General features: G+C 40.0%; 9 protein-coding genes. 2 read left to right on the plus strand and 7 right to left on the minus strand.

Annotation, left to right across the window (positions count from 1 at the left end; all coding sequences use genetic code 11):
- Positions 1 to 20: 20 nt before the first annotated feature.
- From J8M00_RS02865 to J8M00_RS02885, 5 genes are all read right to left on the minus strand, one after another.
- Entirely contained in the window at positions 21 to 1,454 is a 1,434-nt protein-coding gene (locus tag J8M00_RS02865; RefSeq protein WP_211008851.1) for a lytic polysaccharide monooxygenase, read from the minus strand.
- 80 nt (positions 1,455 to 1,534) lie between these two features.
- Positions 1,535 to 4,663, minus strand: a complete 3,129-nt coding sequence (locus J8M00_RS02870) for a glycosyl hydrolase family 18 protein (RefSeq protein ID WP_211008852.1) — start codon at positions 4,661 to 4,663, stop codon at positions 1,535 to 1,537.
- Positions 4,664 to 5,162: 499 nt separating this feature from the next.
- Positions 5,163 to 6,113 (minus strand): sensor histidine kinase, encoded by a 951-nt coding sequence (locus tag J8M00_RS02875; protein WP_211008853.1) that lies wholly within the window; start codon positions 6,111 to 6,113, stop codon positions 5,163 to 5,165.
- A gap of 2 nt (positions 6,114 to 6,115) precedes the next feature.
- A complete protein-coding gene (locus J8M00_RS02880; protein WP_211008854.1) occupies positions 6,116 to 6,655 on the minus strand; it encodes a heme NO-binding domain-containing protein in 540 nt (179 codons plus the stop codon).
- Positions 6,652 to 7,710 carry a response regulator transcription factor gene (locus J8M00_RS02885; RefSeq protein WP_211008855.1) on the minus strand — a complete coding sequence of 353 codons (1,059 nt, stop codon included), beginning with the start codon at positions 7,708 to 7,710 and terminating at the stop codon, positions 6,652 to 6,654. The genes J8M00_RS02880 and J8M00_RS02885 overlap by 4 nt, the downstream gene beginning before the upstream one ends.
- Before the next feature lie 95 nt (positions 7,711 to 7,805).
- On the opposite strand from J8M00_RS02885, the gene J8M00_RS02890 reads away from it, so the two are divergent.
- Positions 7,806 to 9,107: an HD domain-containing phosphohydrolase gene (locus J8M00_RS02890; RefSeq protein ID WP_211008856.1), complete on the plus strand. Its 1,302-nt coding sequence runs from the start codon at positions 7,806 to 7,808 to the stop codon at positions 9,105 to 9,107.
- 328 nt (positions 9,108 to 9,435) lie between these two features.
- Here J8M00_RS02890 and ppsA read toward each other — a convergent pair whose 3' ends face one another.
- On the minus strand, positions 9,436 to 11,811 hold the full coding sequence (gene ppsA, locus J8M00_RS02895; protein WP_211008857.1) for a phosphoenolpyruvate synthase: 2,376 nt from the start codon (positions 11,809 to 11,811) through the stop codon (positions 9,436 to 9,438).
- 141 nt (positions 11,812 to 11,952) lie between these two features.
- Between ppsA and ppsR the strand changes: the two genes are divergently transcribed.
- The gene (gene ppsR / locus J8M00_RS02900; RefSeq protein ID WP_211008858.1) at positions 11,953 to 12,762 is read left to right on the plus strand and encodes a posphoenolpyruvate synthetase regulatory kinase/phosphorylase PpsR; all 810 of its coding nucleotides are present in this window, start codon (positions 11,953 to 11,955) and stop codon (positions 12,760 to 12,762) included.
- 25 nt (positions 12,763 to 12,787) lie between these two features.
- Here the strand turns inward: ppsR and J8M00_RS02905 are convergent, their stop codons facing one another.
- Complete coding sequence (locus J8M00_RS02905; protein ID WP_211008859.1) at positions 12,788 to 14,143, minus strand: class II 3-deoxy-7-phosphoheptulonate synthase; 1,356 nt, start codon at positions 14,141 to 14,143, stop codon at positions 12,788 to 12,790.
- Positions 14,144 to 15,676 lie beyond the last annotated feature (1,533 nt).

Genomic DNA, 15,676 nt, shown 5'->3' on the forward strand with positions numbered 1-15,676 from the left:
GGAGTGACCTTTACATCTGTTTAAATCTTTTTCCAAACTTGCGTGGTGCCAGGCTCTTCACCTCTGTTCCACCATTTAGCTTCGTAATCAACACCTTTGTGACTCACCTTGTCGCCTGCTACATAAGTTTTGGATTTACTCCAAGGCTTTAGCGCACTAACGACATCTTTAACTGTGATGTCTGCTGTAGTCGTTGATGAAAGCTCTCCATCCGAGACGCTGATATTTATCGTATAGTTTGTATCCGCTGCGACATCAGACGCTTTGAGTGTTATGGTTGCGCCAGTTCCTGTATATGTCAGGCCGCTAGGCACGTCCCAGGTGTATGTCAAATCCATCGTGTGTTCGTCAAAAGCATGAACATGAAGCTGTGTTTCAGTGAGCTCATTCATAACGATAGGGTCTGGTTTATGTACTGTTGGTGGCGTATTTGGCTGCTTAACTTGGATTGTTAAGTTATATGTATGTGCTGCATCAGCCACATAAACTTCATTACTAAGTAAGTTGTTTTGGTCGAAGTTTACATTGCCTGCCGCATCCTTAACGCCAACCTGCACATCAGTCGCGTAATTTGTGTTAAGCGTGGTTGCTAAATCTGTTTGCCAATTAGCGGCGTTCGTCGTTGTTATTTTTAGAGATTGTTTAACTATTTCTTGCCCATTTGCATCAAAAATACGTGCCCATACTGTATCTCCGGCATTGGCATCTTGTCCTTGTTTGATGAAATAGCCAGCGGAATACCAATTTACTGGTTGCGTGTCTGACACGATATTTATATCAGAGCAATTGTAAAATCCTTCTCCCGCGACGTCGTTGCGTTGCCAACGTGTGTACAATACTGCTCTGCCACTTCTATCTTGTGGAATGTTAACAGTCATTTCGTAGAATTTTTTACCGTCAGGGTCCGTAACAAAATTTATGTTGCCAACTTCAGTGATTAGATCTAGGTCAGTCCAGTTTAAAAGATCTGTAGTTGGGTTGTAGGTTGGCTTAGTTAGATAAAACTTCCAAAAACTTGGGTTGTGAGGTGTCGTGGCACGAAATCGTACAGCAACATCTCCGTTTGCATTTGGTTTGATGTCTGTTGTTTGCCAGTCTGTGTGAGGTAGGTTCATACCTCGTTTTTCATTTGAGCCAGCAGCACAAAGTGTTCCGTTAGGCACCGCGGCTTCTACGGCTGCTTGATTATTGTAGTCAGCAATTAGAGAGGCGAATTCATGTTCTTGAACAAACTGTACATAACCTGATTCTAAAAACGCCGCTCGACAAGCAAGGTTCGGAATATTTGAGCCGTCATCTGGCCACCAATAACCGCCTTGGGCTTCACATATGGATTGTCTAGCTTTTGGATGATCCATAAAGCCGTGTGCTGCAACGTTCACAGAATGCAATGACAAATACGCTGTGCATGCGACAGAAACAGAGGTTAATACCTTTCCTTTTATAGTTTTCATTTCGCTCACCTTATTGACTACATGTTGTTTTTGTTAAGTACTCAAATGGATGGTGGAGGTAGCCCTCCACCGACTTTTAGTTAAAGCGAGCAGACTTTTTGGTAGTCTGAGCTCGTAGATGGTTGTTTATTACTCCACCATTTCGCCTTGTATACGCCTTTTCCATCGATGATTAAATCACCTGCTCCGGCATGGGTTTGACGTGGGAATGTAGGGTAAACTACGATATCCGCAATAGGTGTACCTTCACAGTGAGTGATTGGGCCACCGTTACCATCACCTGGTTTTGCAGCTGGTAGCGTAGGATGTTCAAACTTAAATGCGTAACGCTTGCCATCTTTTTCAGCAGTGAAGTTAACTGGGCCTGTTACCGGCATGTAATACATCACTTGTGCATTGATAGTTTCTCCTGGCGACAATGATTTAGGCGTATTACCCCACTCGTTCACTAATGTAATTGAGAATCTGTGGAAATCATTGTCAAAACCACCGATATTGTTACCTGCCGCGTTGGAGTTGTTTACGTCTACTGCCATTTTAAGTTTTTCTTGGGCGTTCCAATTAGACTTAAATATTGCAGACGTTGACACCGGCACATCGAATGATATTTTTGCGCCAGAGAGGTCAATATTCGAATTGTTGGTAAACGCAAATGTCGGTGCTATTGGGTAATTGTCGTCGCCAACAGGGAAGCTTTTAGCTTCGAATGAAACATCAACCTGCTCAGTTGGTACTTGGAATGCTATATCGCCTCTGTGAATATCATATTGTGAGCCTGACTGCTTAAACTTGTCATATGCAAGTGTTGTCATGCTCGAACCCATGAAATATTCGCCTTTAGCTGCGTCATAATCAAAGTCACCAGCTAGCTCCCAGAACATGATGCCGCCTAAGCCTTGGTTAATAACGTAATCAACTTTTGTACCCATGGACTCTTCGTCTTCAATTGAAATAAAGACGTTCTTTTGTGCATTCCATAGCCAAGGTGCAACTGCTACCGAGTCATAGTGGCGAGCATATGTACCAGTTAACTGGTCCGCAGGATCCGTATCCGGTGTTAATCCGTATGCAGCTAGGTAGCTAGGTACAACTCCGTTTTGTAAATTCTTTGCATGCCATAGAGGGTTTGAACCCGCGGGTACTTCTAGACCTACATCGTTCTTGTCATGCCAAAGGTTGTCAATGCCTATCGCGCCATTGCCACATTTGTTCTTTTCACCAGAACCTGTACCTGGAGGACAGTCGGCCTGATTCGGTAGCGGAGCTTGTCCCCATAGGCCATTTGTACCGCCCTGAACGTTTTGGAATCCGCGAGTATAGTAAGGTATACCAATGTTAATACGACCAGCAGACAAACCACCTTGGAAGTATTTAACAGCCCAATCAGTGTTTAAGTAGCCAATGCCTTCAAATTCTTTGGTGCCATACACATCCCATGCTTTAAGCTCTGAATCTTCACCTGTATCGTATAGCGCCGCATTGTGACCAACGTGTGAGTTCCAAGCACCGTGTAAGTCATAAGACATGATGTTTACGTAATCTAGGTACTTAGTTGTTTGGAAAGTTTCCATACCGCGTAACAAATACCCAGAAGATGGCGATGCAATTGTTAGCATGTAGTGAACGCCGTCTTGCTGACCTGCTTTATCAAGTTCTTCACGAAGACGCTTCATTAATACTTGGTAAGATGCATTTAGGCCCGCTCTTCTTGCATTCGAAATTGGGAAATCATCTGGGTGGCCAGAGTCTTTCATTGAAGAAGGATATTCATAGTCGATATCAACACCGTCAAATCCATACTTGCGGATAAACTCAACAGAACTGGCAACAAACGTCTCAATACCTGCATTGTTAACAGAGCCGTCAGCGTTAGTAGTCATAGTGTAGAAACCACCGCTGTTAACACGCTTGCCGTCTGGCCCGAAGAAACCGCCGGTTTCAGCCCACCCACCAACACTGATTAGCGTTTTAACATCAGGGTATTGCTTTTTGTATTTGTTAAGTAGGTTAAAGTGGCCTTTGTACGGTAGTGTTGGGTCTAATTCAGCACCTGCTACGCCTGGCCATTCCATGTTGGTAGCTGGATTTCCTGCTGCATTTGGATCGCCAATTGATACTTTATTACCTGCATCGACATGGGCAAATGCGTAGTTGATGTGAGTAATTTTATCCCAAGGGATGTCATTAACAAGATATGATGGTTGGCCGTTTGCACCGTTTCTCCAACTCGTGAAGTAACCAATTACACGGCGAGGATGATCCGGTCCCATCAGTTCGCGACCATTGGCGTCGTAAATTGTACAGTAAGGTGTATTTACGCCCGGAGTTTGGTACAGACCGTCTGGCTTACATGCATCTCTATCGCCCGGAACTTGAGCACCTACCTGAAGCTGAGTGGTAACACTCGTAACAGCGTTGTCATTATCAGTCACAGTTAAAGTGAAGTTGTAAGTTCCATCAGCTTCGGCTACCCAAGTATGGTCTGAAGCTGTACCGTTTGTGGCTAATACTTCAGTTCCATTAACAGCAAAACTTAGTTTGGTTAATGTTCCATCAGCGTCAGTCCCTGAAAGTGAGAAAACTACCTGACTACCTACCACTAGCTCAACTGGTTTAGATTTGATATCAAGTGTTGCAACGGGCGCTTCGTTGACTGGCGTCGCCGTTTTAACCGTTAGCAGGTTTGTCAAAACATTTGATGCTTCGTTCTTGTCATCAAATGCTTTTGCGCTTATTTGGTACTGGCCTGGTTGGCCCGCGGTCCAGTTTGTGTCGAATACATCGGCTGTACCAGTTGAGTCAGTCGCAATCAGTGCGTTATCAACATAGAACTCAACTCGGTTAACGTTTCCGTCAACGTCAACTGCATTTACGCTAATGGCAACGCTGTCATTTTGGTTAAATTCAGAACCGTCGATTGGTTTTAACTGACTGATTACCGGAGGCTTATTTACACCTGAACCGGCGCAATCGCCAAGCTTTTTCCACTCCTGATTTGGGCCTGAATGTGATGCTGGCTCTGATCGTGTCCACCATTTTGCTTCATAGGCAGCGTTGTTTTGAACGACTTGATTACCGCCTACGTAAGTAGATCCACTTTGCCAATCGGCTAATCCAGTACAGTCATAAGCATGTGCATACGTTGTGCTAATTGCAATTGCTATCGAGCTCAACTTGAGCGCATTTATAATATGATTTCTCATTTTCATTTTATCACCAACCTTTACATTAATTGTGATTAACATTTGTTAAATAAAGCTAACATAGAAATTAAACACGTCAATGTTGCTGTGGTTAAATAATGAGCATCTTTTTCTGGTTGTTAATACTTATGTACTGCTTTTAAAGTGGCTATATGAAATAAATTAATTTTCGCACTGAAAACCAACGTATGAATCCAATTCATCTCTTTTTTAGGTAAAATCTTATACTATTGCATATATAACAGTTGGTTAATTAATATCTGTGTCTGAAGTAGGTCTAAATGTAAACTTTCGCATTAAAAAAAGTTATGCGAAAGTTTACGTGCACGTAAATTTAAAATGGTTATATATTATATTTATTGGTTATATAAATTAATCATTAAATCTTCGTGAAATTGACTTTGCGCAGGGACTTTCAAAATACTTGGTTGAATGTTAAGTGAATGACATTAGACTTATGTCTAATGTCTAACTATAAATAGGCTTTTGTAGACAGGGGCTTAGGCTAAATAGTCAGCGGTAATTCAAGGTTAAGAGTTACACCAGAATCAGGATTGTTGCTGATTGATACCGTACCATGGTGATTTGAAATGATGCCATATACCACAGCTAAGCCCATTCCAGTCCCCTCTCCTAATGGTTTCGTTGAATAAAATGGGTCGAATACGCGATTTATATCAGCTTCTTCTAAGCCTGCGCCGTTATCCTTTATTCTGATAATGGCTTTATCATTTGACTTGTAGGCGGATATTTGGATTGTTCCTCGAAACGACGGATCAGCGTTTTTTACTTTAGCGCATGACTGGGCCGCATTAACTAGAGTGTTGATCAACGCTTGGGTTAAATTGGGTTTACTGCCTTTTAGTAGTAGGTTTTGCTCGCAAGTTACATCAAGCTGCAGGAGCTTAAGTTTGTTCTCTAACAATTGTGTAGCGTGCTCAATGACGTCAGAAACCTCAAACTCTAATAAACTGTCGCTTTTAGGTTTGGCAAAGTCGAGTAAGTTTTTTACTATTGCGCTGATCCGCTCACACCCTTCTTTGCAATCTTGAGAAATATCGCTAAGGTCCTCGATTAATTCTGCAATGTCTGTAGTTTTTTGTAGCTTATGAAATTGCTCAAAAAACTCGTCTCGGGAAACTTCATCCTTTATATATTTGCTTGTTAGGGACAAATAGTCATTCATATCTTTTGAGTAGACAGCGAGTGTGTCTATGTTACAAGTAAGGTACGCTAGAGGGTTGTTTATTTCATGTGCGACGCCAGCTGAAAGCGTACCTAAGGTCGCCATTTTTTCTGACTGTACTACAGCGACTTGTTGACGTTCTAATAGTTCTAACTTTTTCTCAAGTTCTACATTAAGTGCATATAACTTTGTTGTTTTTTCCTCTAGCAACTCTTCTAATTTATCTCGTGCTTGCTTCTCTCTCATGTACGCTTTGTAATAATTTTGCATAGCTAGCCGTGTTTTATAATGAAAGTACACATTGAATCACCGTGATGGCTACAAGTTGTTTGTTGTATATCAACACTTTCATTAAAATGCTGGGCACAACCATAAATTAAACCCTCAGCGCAAAAACAAAGCTGCCGAGGCGAATTATATATTAACTTGATTGTTTCTGAGTCCAATACACTTGCGTCAATCACTGGTAAATTTGGCTCATCATACAGTTTTTGAACCTCACTGTGGATCACCTTGTCTATGGACAGTATAAGGTGCTCGAAACTATGAAACTCATTAACGATTGAAGTATGTTTTTTTGCTAGAAACGAAAACAAGTAAGTCCCGAACGCTTTTAATGTCTCCGGCATGCTCAAGTTTAGAGTTTTTGAAACGCTTGTAGCTAAAGCGACAAGCTCTTCGTCCGGATAAGACTGTGCACTAATATAGACTCTGTCACTGGGGCAATGCTGCTCTAAAAGTTCTTCCCACAAATCCATTCCTTTTGTTTCGATAACAAGTTCTTCCAAGCAGCGAAAAATAACACCTTTCATAATATACTCTCTTTGATTTTATTTTCTTGTTTCGAACCGTCCAAATACCTAGTCAAAGATTGGATGTCAGCGTTATCAGACCCGAATATGTCTTGAGCTTTTTTGCTGTCGAGGCAATTTAATGAAACCGAACTGATGAGGTCATTGGACGACAAGTCGGAAGCATTAAGTATAGTACGCCTCTTTTCAACGATGGTTGGGTCGACTCCCCAAATAATAGCAAAGCGATCTAATAATTGAATTTCGTATGTTTTCATTGAAATTTCGTGAAGGTAATCACGAAATATGTGATTTAAAACATAGCTTAACACTATATGGAAGATATCTTCAGCATCCTCTTGGTGAACGGCGTTGTGAATTGCGAATCTATAAGAACGCGCAGCCCAATCGTAGTAGTGCTGAAACGCAGCCCTTATCTTATTCAAACCAACAGTGTCGATCAGTTGATCTGTTATGGCTTCAAGAATATGGATTAACTTGTAAGTAATCTCGAGACATTTGCTGCTAAGTTGCGAAGCTTTAGTGTCGAAGCAAACAGTCTCATTTAATTTATCTAGTTGGTGATTGCCGGTGGAACCATTGCTAATAATTTCTGAGCATGTTTTCTCATCTGGTACTGGAATATAAGGGATAAGCCCCAATTGAATCTGCGCTTCTTCTTCAAAGTGCACTTTGCCAATTTGGTCTAAAAGGTTGCCCAAATGTTTAATGTCACCGATTGAGAAAGGCTTTGGAAGAAATAAGTTAGCCGGTATATTTTTAGAATTAGTTTGTAAATGTTCTAAATCACCAGACATCAATACTCTAATTGTTTTGGGGCTGTGCTGTTGCACAATTTTTAGTACGTCCACGCCGTTTAAAAAAGGCATTTGAAAGTCAGTGATAAACAAATTGAATTCGACTTCTGAGTTAGTCAAATAATGGTCGACCAATGTGGCGTCATTTAGCGTTACTACGTTATCTATTCCAAGTACGCGAGACAATGATTTAGAGAGTGCCCGAAGGATCAATTTGTCGTCATCTAATATCAACACATTCGTCGATTTTATTTTCATCAAAGTGTGCCTATTTTGTTGTTTCTTATTAAAGTTTAGTCTAATTTTAAAACTAATAACAAATCAATAATGGTGAGTAGGAGCACATTTAATAAATGAATGATGAGCCGATTGTTGTACTTTGTCTTGATGATGAAGAAAGTGTATTGAAGTCACTAGGTAGGTTATTGAGACAAAATGGAATAAAAGCAGAGCTTTTTCAATCTGGGAATGAAGCACTCGATCGTGTTCGTGAAATTGATTTTGATGTGATTATTTCCGATATGAGAATGCCAAATATGGATGGGGCTGAATTCTTAACTCATGCTAAAGCTATCTCACCGGACGCGAGAAGAATACTACTCACCGGTTACTCAGATATACAAGATACCATCAATGCAATTAACAGTGGTGGAATACATGGTTATCTGCAAAAGCCTTGGAACAATGAACAATTAGTACGGGAGATAAACAAGGCTGCTGAGCTTACAAAGCTTAAAAAACAAAATGATGCGCTGCAGAAAAAAATTCAGTCTCAAAACGAAGAACTTAAAGAACTAAATACCAACTTAGAAAGCCTGGTAGAAAAGCGAACCTCTCAAATAAGACAAGTACTTAAACAGCTTGAAGCGGCGAACGAAAACGAAAAAAAAGAACATAGAAGCACGGTTGAGCTACTTTATAATTTTATCAATGCGAATCCCCACTTGGACGCTGACAAAGCAAAGAATATCGCTAAGTTGTGTTATCAGGTAGCAAAAGGCTTATCACTAAGCGCCGAAATAGCCGATATGGTGCGTATGTCCGGTTATCTTTCACAAGTCGGCTTGTTGGCAATGGATCCTAGTTTATATGCAAAGCCATTCCACGAATTAGACAGCGAAAAGAAGAAGCTATTTTTAACCCACCCTTCAACTGCTCAACTAATGCTGATGCCAGCTCAGCATTTGAGCGATGTTGCCGAAGCTATCTATAGTCAATTTGAAAAGTACAATGGTCAAGGCGTGCCCAAAGGTTTAAAAGGCAAAGAGATCCCCATAGGTGCTCAAGTACTCGCAGTTGCTCGAGATTACATGGAGCACATGTATCAAAGTCAAAGACCTATGGGCGAGCGCAAAGAAAATGCTTTAGAGATAATCAAAATGTACAGTGGCAGTTTTTATCACCCTAAAGTGGTTGAATCTCTATTAAGCGTGCTGTCAAAAGATCAGGAAGAGACTGATAAAGTAGGTAGTATGAGCATTTTAACAGCGCAGCAACTTAAGCCAGGAATGGAGCTCGGTCTAGCCATGCACAATGCGCAAGGAATTATGCTATTGCCCAAAGGCCATGTTTTCTCAGACAATTCTATATCTAAGTTGCAGCAACTAGAGTTACAAAAACCGAACCCTTTTCGCATAATGGTAGTCGATAATTAATGATATTAGTTATGTTAAATTAGCTATTAAGAATCTTCATTAGTATCAAGAGCATGATAATTGGACAGTTCATGCGTTAAACACTAAAAGAACACATCGTACATATGCTGGTCTTAGCACCGTTAATTTTATTGTGAAATAATTAAATCGTAGATCATCACACGATAGAGTGTTGAAGTGTTGAAGTGTTGAAGTGTTGAAGTGTTGAAGTGTTGAAGTGTTGAAGTGTTGAAGTGTTGAAGTGTTGAAGTGTTGAAGTGTTGAAGTGTTGAAGTGTTGAAGTGTTTAGAAAACTGCGCCTAGATATCTAGGCGCAGTGTGAGAATACTTATTTGTTGAACTTTTCAGCTAAATACAACCAAGTTTCTAATACTGTGTCAGGGTTAAGAGATACGGTGTCAATACCCTGCTCTACTAACCAAGCGGCGAAGTCTTCATGATCCGATGGACCCTGTCCACAAATACCGACGTATTTACCTTTTTCTTTGGCTGTTTTTATAGCCATAGACAGTAACTTTTTGATTGCGGGGTTTCTTTCATCGAACAGATGCGCGATAAGGCCTGAGTCTCTGTCCAAACCAAGAGTTAACTGAGTAAGGTCATTTGAACCAATTGAGAAGCCATCAAAATACTCTAAAAATTCGTCTGCTAATAATGCGTTTGAAGGTAGCTCACACATCATAATGACACGCAAACCATTCTCGCCACGTTTTAAGCCGTGCTCTTCTAGAAGCTCGATAACTTTCGCTGCTTCTTCTAACGTTCTAACAAATGGAATCATGATTTCAACATTTGTTAGGCACATTTCATTACGGACGCGTTTGATAGCTTCGCATTCAAGAGCAAAACACTCTCTGAAATCTTCTGAGATATAACGAGATGCACCACGGAAGCCGATCATCGGATTTTCTTCTTCCGGCTCATACTGTTGGCCACCGATCAAGTTCGCGTATTCGTTTGACTTAAAGTCTGACATACGAACTATAACTTTTTCTGGTGCGAACGCAGCGCCTAATGTAGAAATACCTTCAACCAATTTTGCAATGTAGAACTCTACTGGTGACTCATAACCAGCAATAATATCTTCGATTTCAGATTTAAGTTCTTGCGATTGAGTATCAAAGTTAATAAGTGCTTTTGGATGAACGCCGATCATTCTGTTAATGATAAACTCTAGACGCGCTAAGCCAATACCCGCATGAGGTAACTTAGCAAAGTCAAATGCACGATCTGGGTTACCCACATTCATCATGATTTTCAAAGGTAAGTCAGGCATTGAATCAATACGAGATGAAATTACTTCGTACTTCAACTGACCTTGATAAATGTATCCTGTATCACCTTCGGCGCAGGACACTGTTACTGCGTCTCCGTGCTTAATTGTGTCAGTTGCATTTCCGCAACCTACAACTGCAGGAATACCAAGCTCGCGAGCAATAATTGCAGCGTGGCATGTTCTTCCACCGCGGTTTGTAACAATAGCAGAAGCGCGTTTCATGATTGGTTCCCAGTCAGGGTCAGTCATGTCTGTAACCAGTACATCGCCTTGCTGTACTTTGTCCATTTCATCAATAGATGATAATACTCTTACTACACCAGTGCCGATTTTGTGACCAATCGCTCTGCCTTCACATACAATCTCAGATTTTTCTTGAAGCTGGAAACGCTCCATTACATTTGAATCTTCGTTTGAACGTACTGTTTCTGGGCGAGCTTGAACAATGTACAACTTGCCATCATTACCATCTTTGGCCCACTCGATATCCATCGGTCTGCCGTAGTGTTTTTCAATGATTACAGCTTGCTTGGCCAGCTCTTGCACTTCTTCATCTGTGATAGAAAATTTATTTGAAAGTGCAGGATCCATATCCACAATTTCAACTTGCTTGCCATGAGATTCGTCAGACGAGTAAATCATTTGGATCGCTTTGGAACCAATATTTCTACGTACAACAGCAGGCTTATTGTTTGCTAAAGTTGGCTTATGAACATAAAATTCGTCTGGGTTTACAGCACCTTGAACAACCATTTCACCAAGACCGTAACTTGATGTAACGAATACAACATCTTCAAAACCTGATTCAGTGTCGATCGAGAACATGACACCAGAAGATGCTTTGTCTGAACGGACCATTCTCTGAATACCGGCAGAAAGCGCAACACCCCTGTGGTCATAGCCTTGGTGTACACGATATGAAATTGCACGGTCATTGAAAAGAGATGCGAACACGTGCTTGATAGCGACCATTACTGCATCAATACCACGTACGTTTAAGAAAGTTTCTTGTTGTCCCGCAAATGAAGCGTCAGGCATATCTTCAGCTGTCGCAGAAGATCTTACAGCAAATGAAACGTCATTGCTTTGATCGCCATGGAGGGTTGAATATGCTTCGCGGATTGCGTTGTCTAATTCTGGTTGGAAAGGAGTGTCGATTACCCATTGTCTGATTTGGCTACCTACTTTTGCCAACTCGTTGACGTCTTCAACGTCTAGGGTGTCTAAAATGGTGTGAATTTTTTCGTTTAGCCCTGACTGCTCAAGGAATTCATTAAAAGCTTCTGCCGTGGTTGCGAAACCACCAGGCACTTGTACACCAGCGTTAGCAAGGTTAGATATCATTTCACCTAGAGAAGCGTTTTTACCACCAACTCGAGGTACGTCTTGCATACCCAATTCTTGATACCAGAGAACGTAGTCTTGCACGGAACTGTCTCCAAAAACAAATTGTAATAAATGTGAGAGATTAATTGACCTTCCTTTAGGTCGAAGGCATTCTACAACGGTAAGTATAGCTACGTAAACCAAGACTTGAAAAAATACTAAAAAAGTAATGAAAAGGTTAAGATGAGAACAGCTTTTTATATATCAGATGGCACTGCCATTACAGCCGAAGTTTTTGGGCATGCGACTTTATCGATGTTCCCTGTAGAGTTTGATCATAAAACACTACCGTTCATAGAATCTGTGGAAAAAGCGCAAGCAGTAAAAGCCACTATTGATAAATTGGCGGATTCAAGTGGAGAACCACCCTTAGTGTTTTTTACATTCGTGAATCCAGAATTGTCCGATATTATTTTGTCCTCTAAAGGTGTTTGTTATGACTTTTTGTCTTACGCGAGTGAAATAGTGAAGCGAGAGTTAAAAGTCAAACCTGTACCTAAGGTACATAGAACTCATAGTATCCATGAAAAGACTTATGATTTCCGGATTTCAGCGGTAAATTACGCACTTGCAAATGACGACGGTGCAAATATAAAAGATTATGATGAAGCAGATATTATTTTGGTGGGGGTCAGTCGAAGTGGTAAAACCCCTGCTAGCCTTTATCTTGCGCTACAGTACGGGATCAAAGCAGCAAACTACCCTATCACCGAAGATGATCTAGAGAAGGGTAATTTTCCTCGATTTCTTATTGATCATAAGAACAAACTATTTGGTTTAACAATTGACCCAGAAAGATTAGCTTCTATCAGACAAGAAAGAATGGCCAACTCTAAATATGCCTCTCTAAGACAGTGCAGAATTGAAGTAAGGGAAGTTGAGATGTTGTTTAAGAAGCATAAAACACCATTTCTAAACTCTACAAAGTTTTCAGTAGAGGAAATATCAGCGAAGATAATAGCTGAGGCCGGATTATCACGAAACAAATATTAAAAAAGCCGCTTAACGCGGCTTTTTATTAAACTCTATCTCTTGCATCTTTGAGTAAGTCTGCAACTAAGAAACCTAGCTCTAATACTTGGTCAGCATTGAGTCTTGGGTCACATTGAGTTCTGTACCTTTGAGCAAGATCTTCATCTGATAGGCCATATGCACCACCAATACACTCAGTAACGTGTTGCCCTGTCATTTCTAAATGAACGCCACCAGGGTACGTGCCTTCTGATTTATGTACCGCGAAAAATTGGCTAATCTCTCGCAATATATTATTGAAGCTTCTCGTCTTGTAGCCAGTACTCGCTTTTTCAGTGTTGCCATGCATTGGATCGGAAGACCAAACGACATTGCGACCTTCACTTTTAACTTTGCGAACCAAATTCGGGAGCTTTTCTGGTAATACATCTGCACCCATACGTGTAATAAGCGTTAGCCTACCTGGAATATTATCTGGGTTTAATGCATCGATAAGTCTGATCAACTCGTCGGGATCCATACCAGGACCAACTTTCACACCAATCGGATTCTTAATTCCTCTAAAGAATTCAATGTGCGCATGATCTAGCTGTCTAGTTCTTTCACCTATCCAAACAAAATGAGCCGAACAGTCGTACCAATCCCCTGACAAGTGGTCTCTTCTGGTAAGCGCTTGTTCATAGCCTAGAAGTAATGCTTCATGGGATGTGTACAAGTGGGTCTCTTTAAGGCTAGGTGCCACAGATGCGTCAATGCCACAAACTTCCATGAATTCAAGAGCGTCTTGAATTCGGTTTGCCATTTGTTGGAATTTATCTTTGAGAGGATTAGCTGCAACAAAGCTCATATTCCAACGACTTACTTGGTGTAAATCAGCTAAACCACCTTGAGCAAAAGCTCTCAATAAGTTTAATGTTGATGCACTATGGTGGTACGCTTTCATAAGTCTGTTTGGATCAGGGATCCTAGCGTCTTCAGTAAACTCAAAATTATTTATAATGTCGCCACGGTAAGATGGCAATGAAACACCGTTTATTGTTTCATAATCTGAAGAGCGCGGCTTTGCATATTGTCCGGCCATTCGTGCAATTTTTACGACTGGGCATTTACCACCGTAGGTTAAAACGACTGCCATTTGTAGCAGAGTCTTAAATGTGTCTCTTATATTTGTTGCGCTAAAGTCAGAAAATGACTCCGCACAATCTCCACCCTGTAATAAAAATGCTTTTCCGTTACATACATCTGCTAAGTTCTTATACAAGCTTCTTGTTTCTTCAGCAAAAACAAGTGGAGGCGCTGCATTTAAATCAGACTCTACGTTTGTCAGCAATTTTTTGTCGGGATATTCAGGTTGTTGGACTATTGGAAAGTCTCTCCAACTGTCTGGACTCCAAGGTTTCATTTCTCATTCCTCATTAGTTACCTCACCATGCACGTTAACGTATAGGACGGTTGGCTTCAAGCACAAATTAGTGAAATATCGAATAATTTTATAATTCAAAAGTGATAGGTTCATTTTTGAACCATAGTCATAATCCATGAACCATATCTACTTCAGGAACACATCATACTTTATTGTTTTCAATCCGTAGCAACAACTAAGTGTAACTAAATTAGAGCAACCAAAAGTAGTGCGAATTTAATAGTACTCTTATGTTTAATTGCGAGTTTTGAAGTTATAACAAAAGAACTATTCGATGATTTTCGCATGACTCCATTAATTGCAATTATCTATAATCGATCTTAATTAAAGAAAAGCGCTCAGTTCAGGGGGTTATATTTGTACTAGCAATAGGTGGATACCTTGGAATAGATTATTTTAATTTCCCTAGCAGTTCCACCTTTGTTTTTATATATTTGAAAGCTTATTAACATAATATCTTAATAGGCAAAGACGCTTTTAAAACTAACCAGTCGTGGTGATGAAAGTTAGAAGAATTAACAAGCCTACAAATGGCCTAAGTCTTATATAAACCATAACACGCCCCTAACAAGAAAGCCTGGATTCATAACTGGACCTTTGGTATAGATAAGCTCATCAATGAACCATAGTTAAATAAAGAATAAGTATTGAATTTAAAAGTCAAAATAGGCATACCTGCTTACCTTTACAAAATCAACGATCAATACGACTTTGTAAACAACTAGTCTGAATGGCCACTATCACGACAAGTGCAATTGGTCCAATCTCGGTAATTAAGAAAAATTAATGAAAATGATGTTTTCCGATTGTCTACTCGATAGCGTTTATGCATCATAATTTTTTGTCTAAAGTATAGACAGAAACCAGCCACTTAAGTGAGTGCTAACTCTTTCCAAGGGATTATTTATTTAAGGACTCCAACAAATGATAGCTTAAATATGATTCTTCTTTGATAGACATTATGCCTGTTTCAAAAACTGAACTCACAAAAAATCTATCGTTTCTGTTTTAGCAATTGCTTAGGTTCAATAGCTTGTTATACAAGCTGGATTGGAGAAATTTTAGGTATGTCATTATATTCAGTAAAGTATCACTGAAAGTTATGTTTTTAATTATCACGCCGATTTTTAGTTATTATATAAATAAGGCTTCGCACTCACTGTGTTTTCTGTCTCCTATTTTTGCTACGCGGAATGACAAAGTCATATGTGTTCATAAAACCTGTTGTTCTAAATAAAAGTTTTAACTACAGCTCATAAAAGCCCGAAACACTTGATTTAAGTAAATTTAACTGCCAGAATTATAGGAACACATCATACTATGTCAAGATAACCTAAATCCACATAAAAATGCTAAATTAATTTATAAGCCAACATCAAAACAACGTTCTTCCTAGTGAAAATTTGGTTCTTTATAAAAGCATTTGGGGCGTTAATTTTTATACAAAATGCATTATGTTAAATTCTTACCTAAACTTCTTACCTAAACTTCTTACCTAAACTTCTTACCTAA

Origin of the sequence: Pseudoalteromonas luteoviolacea (assembly GCF_018100925.1) — a bacterium.
Taxonomy (GTDB): Bacteria; Pseudomonadota; Gammaproteobacteria; order Enterobacterales; family Alteromonadaceae; genus Pseudoalteromonas; species Pseudoalteromonas obscura.

Excerpts from the sequence above, each read along its gene's own strand:
- J8M00_RS02865 (WP_211008851.1), bottom strand. The coding sequence starts at position 1,454 with ATGAAAACTATAAAAGGAAAGGTATTAACCTCTGTTTCTGTCGCATGC.
- J8M00_RS02870 (WP_211008852.1), bottom strand. The coding sequence starts at position 4,663 with ATGAAAATGAGAAATCATATTATAAATGCGCTCAAGTTGAGCTCGATA.
- J8M00_RS02875 (WP_211008853.1), bottom strand. The coding sequence starts at position 6,113 with ATGCAAAATTATTACAAAGCGTACATGAGAGAGAAGCAAGCACGAGAT.
- J8M00_RS02880 (WP_211008854.1), bottom strand. The coding sequence starts at position 6,655 with ATGAAAGGTGTTATTTTTCGCTGCTTGGAAGAACTTGTTATCGAAACA.
- J8M00_RS02885 (WP_211008855.1), bottom strand. The coding sequence starts at position 7,710 with ATGAAAATAAAATCGACGAATGTGTTGATATTAGATGACGACAAATTG.
- J8M00_RS02890 (WP_211008856.1), top strand. The coding sequence starts at position 7,806 with ATGAATGATGAGCCGATTGTTGTACTTTGTCTTGATGATGAAGAAAGT.
- ppsR (WP_211008858.1), top strand. The coding sequence starts at position 11,953 with ATGAGAACAGCTTTTTATATATCAGATGGCACTGCCATTACAGCCGAA.
- J8M00_RS02905 (WP_211008859.1), bottom strand. The coding sequence starts at position 14,143 with ATGAAACCTTGGAGTCCAGACAGTTGGAGAGACTTTCCAATAGTCCAA.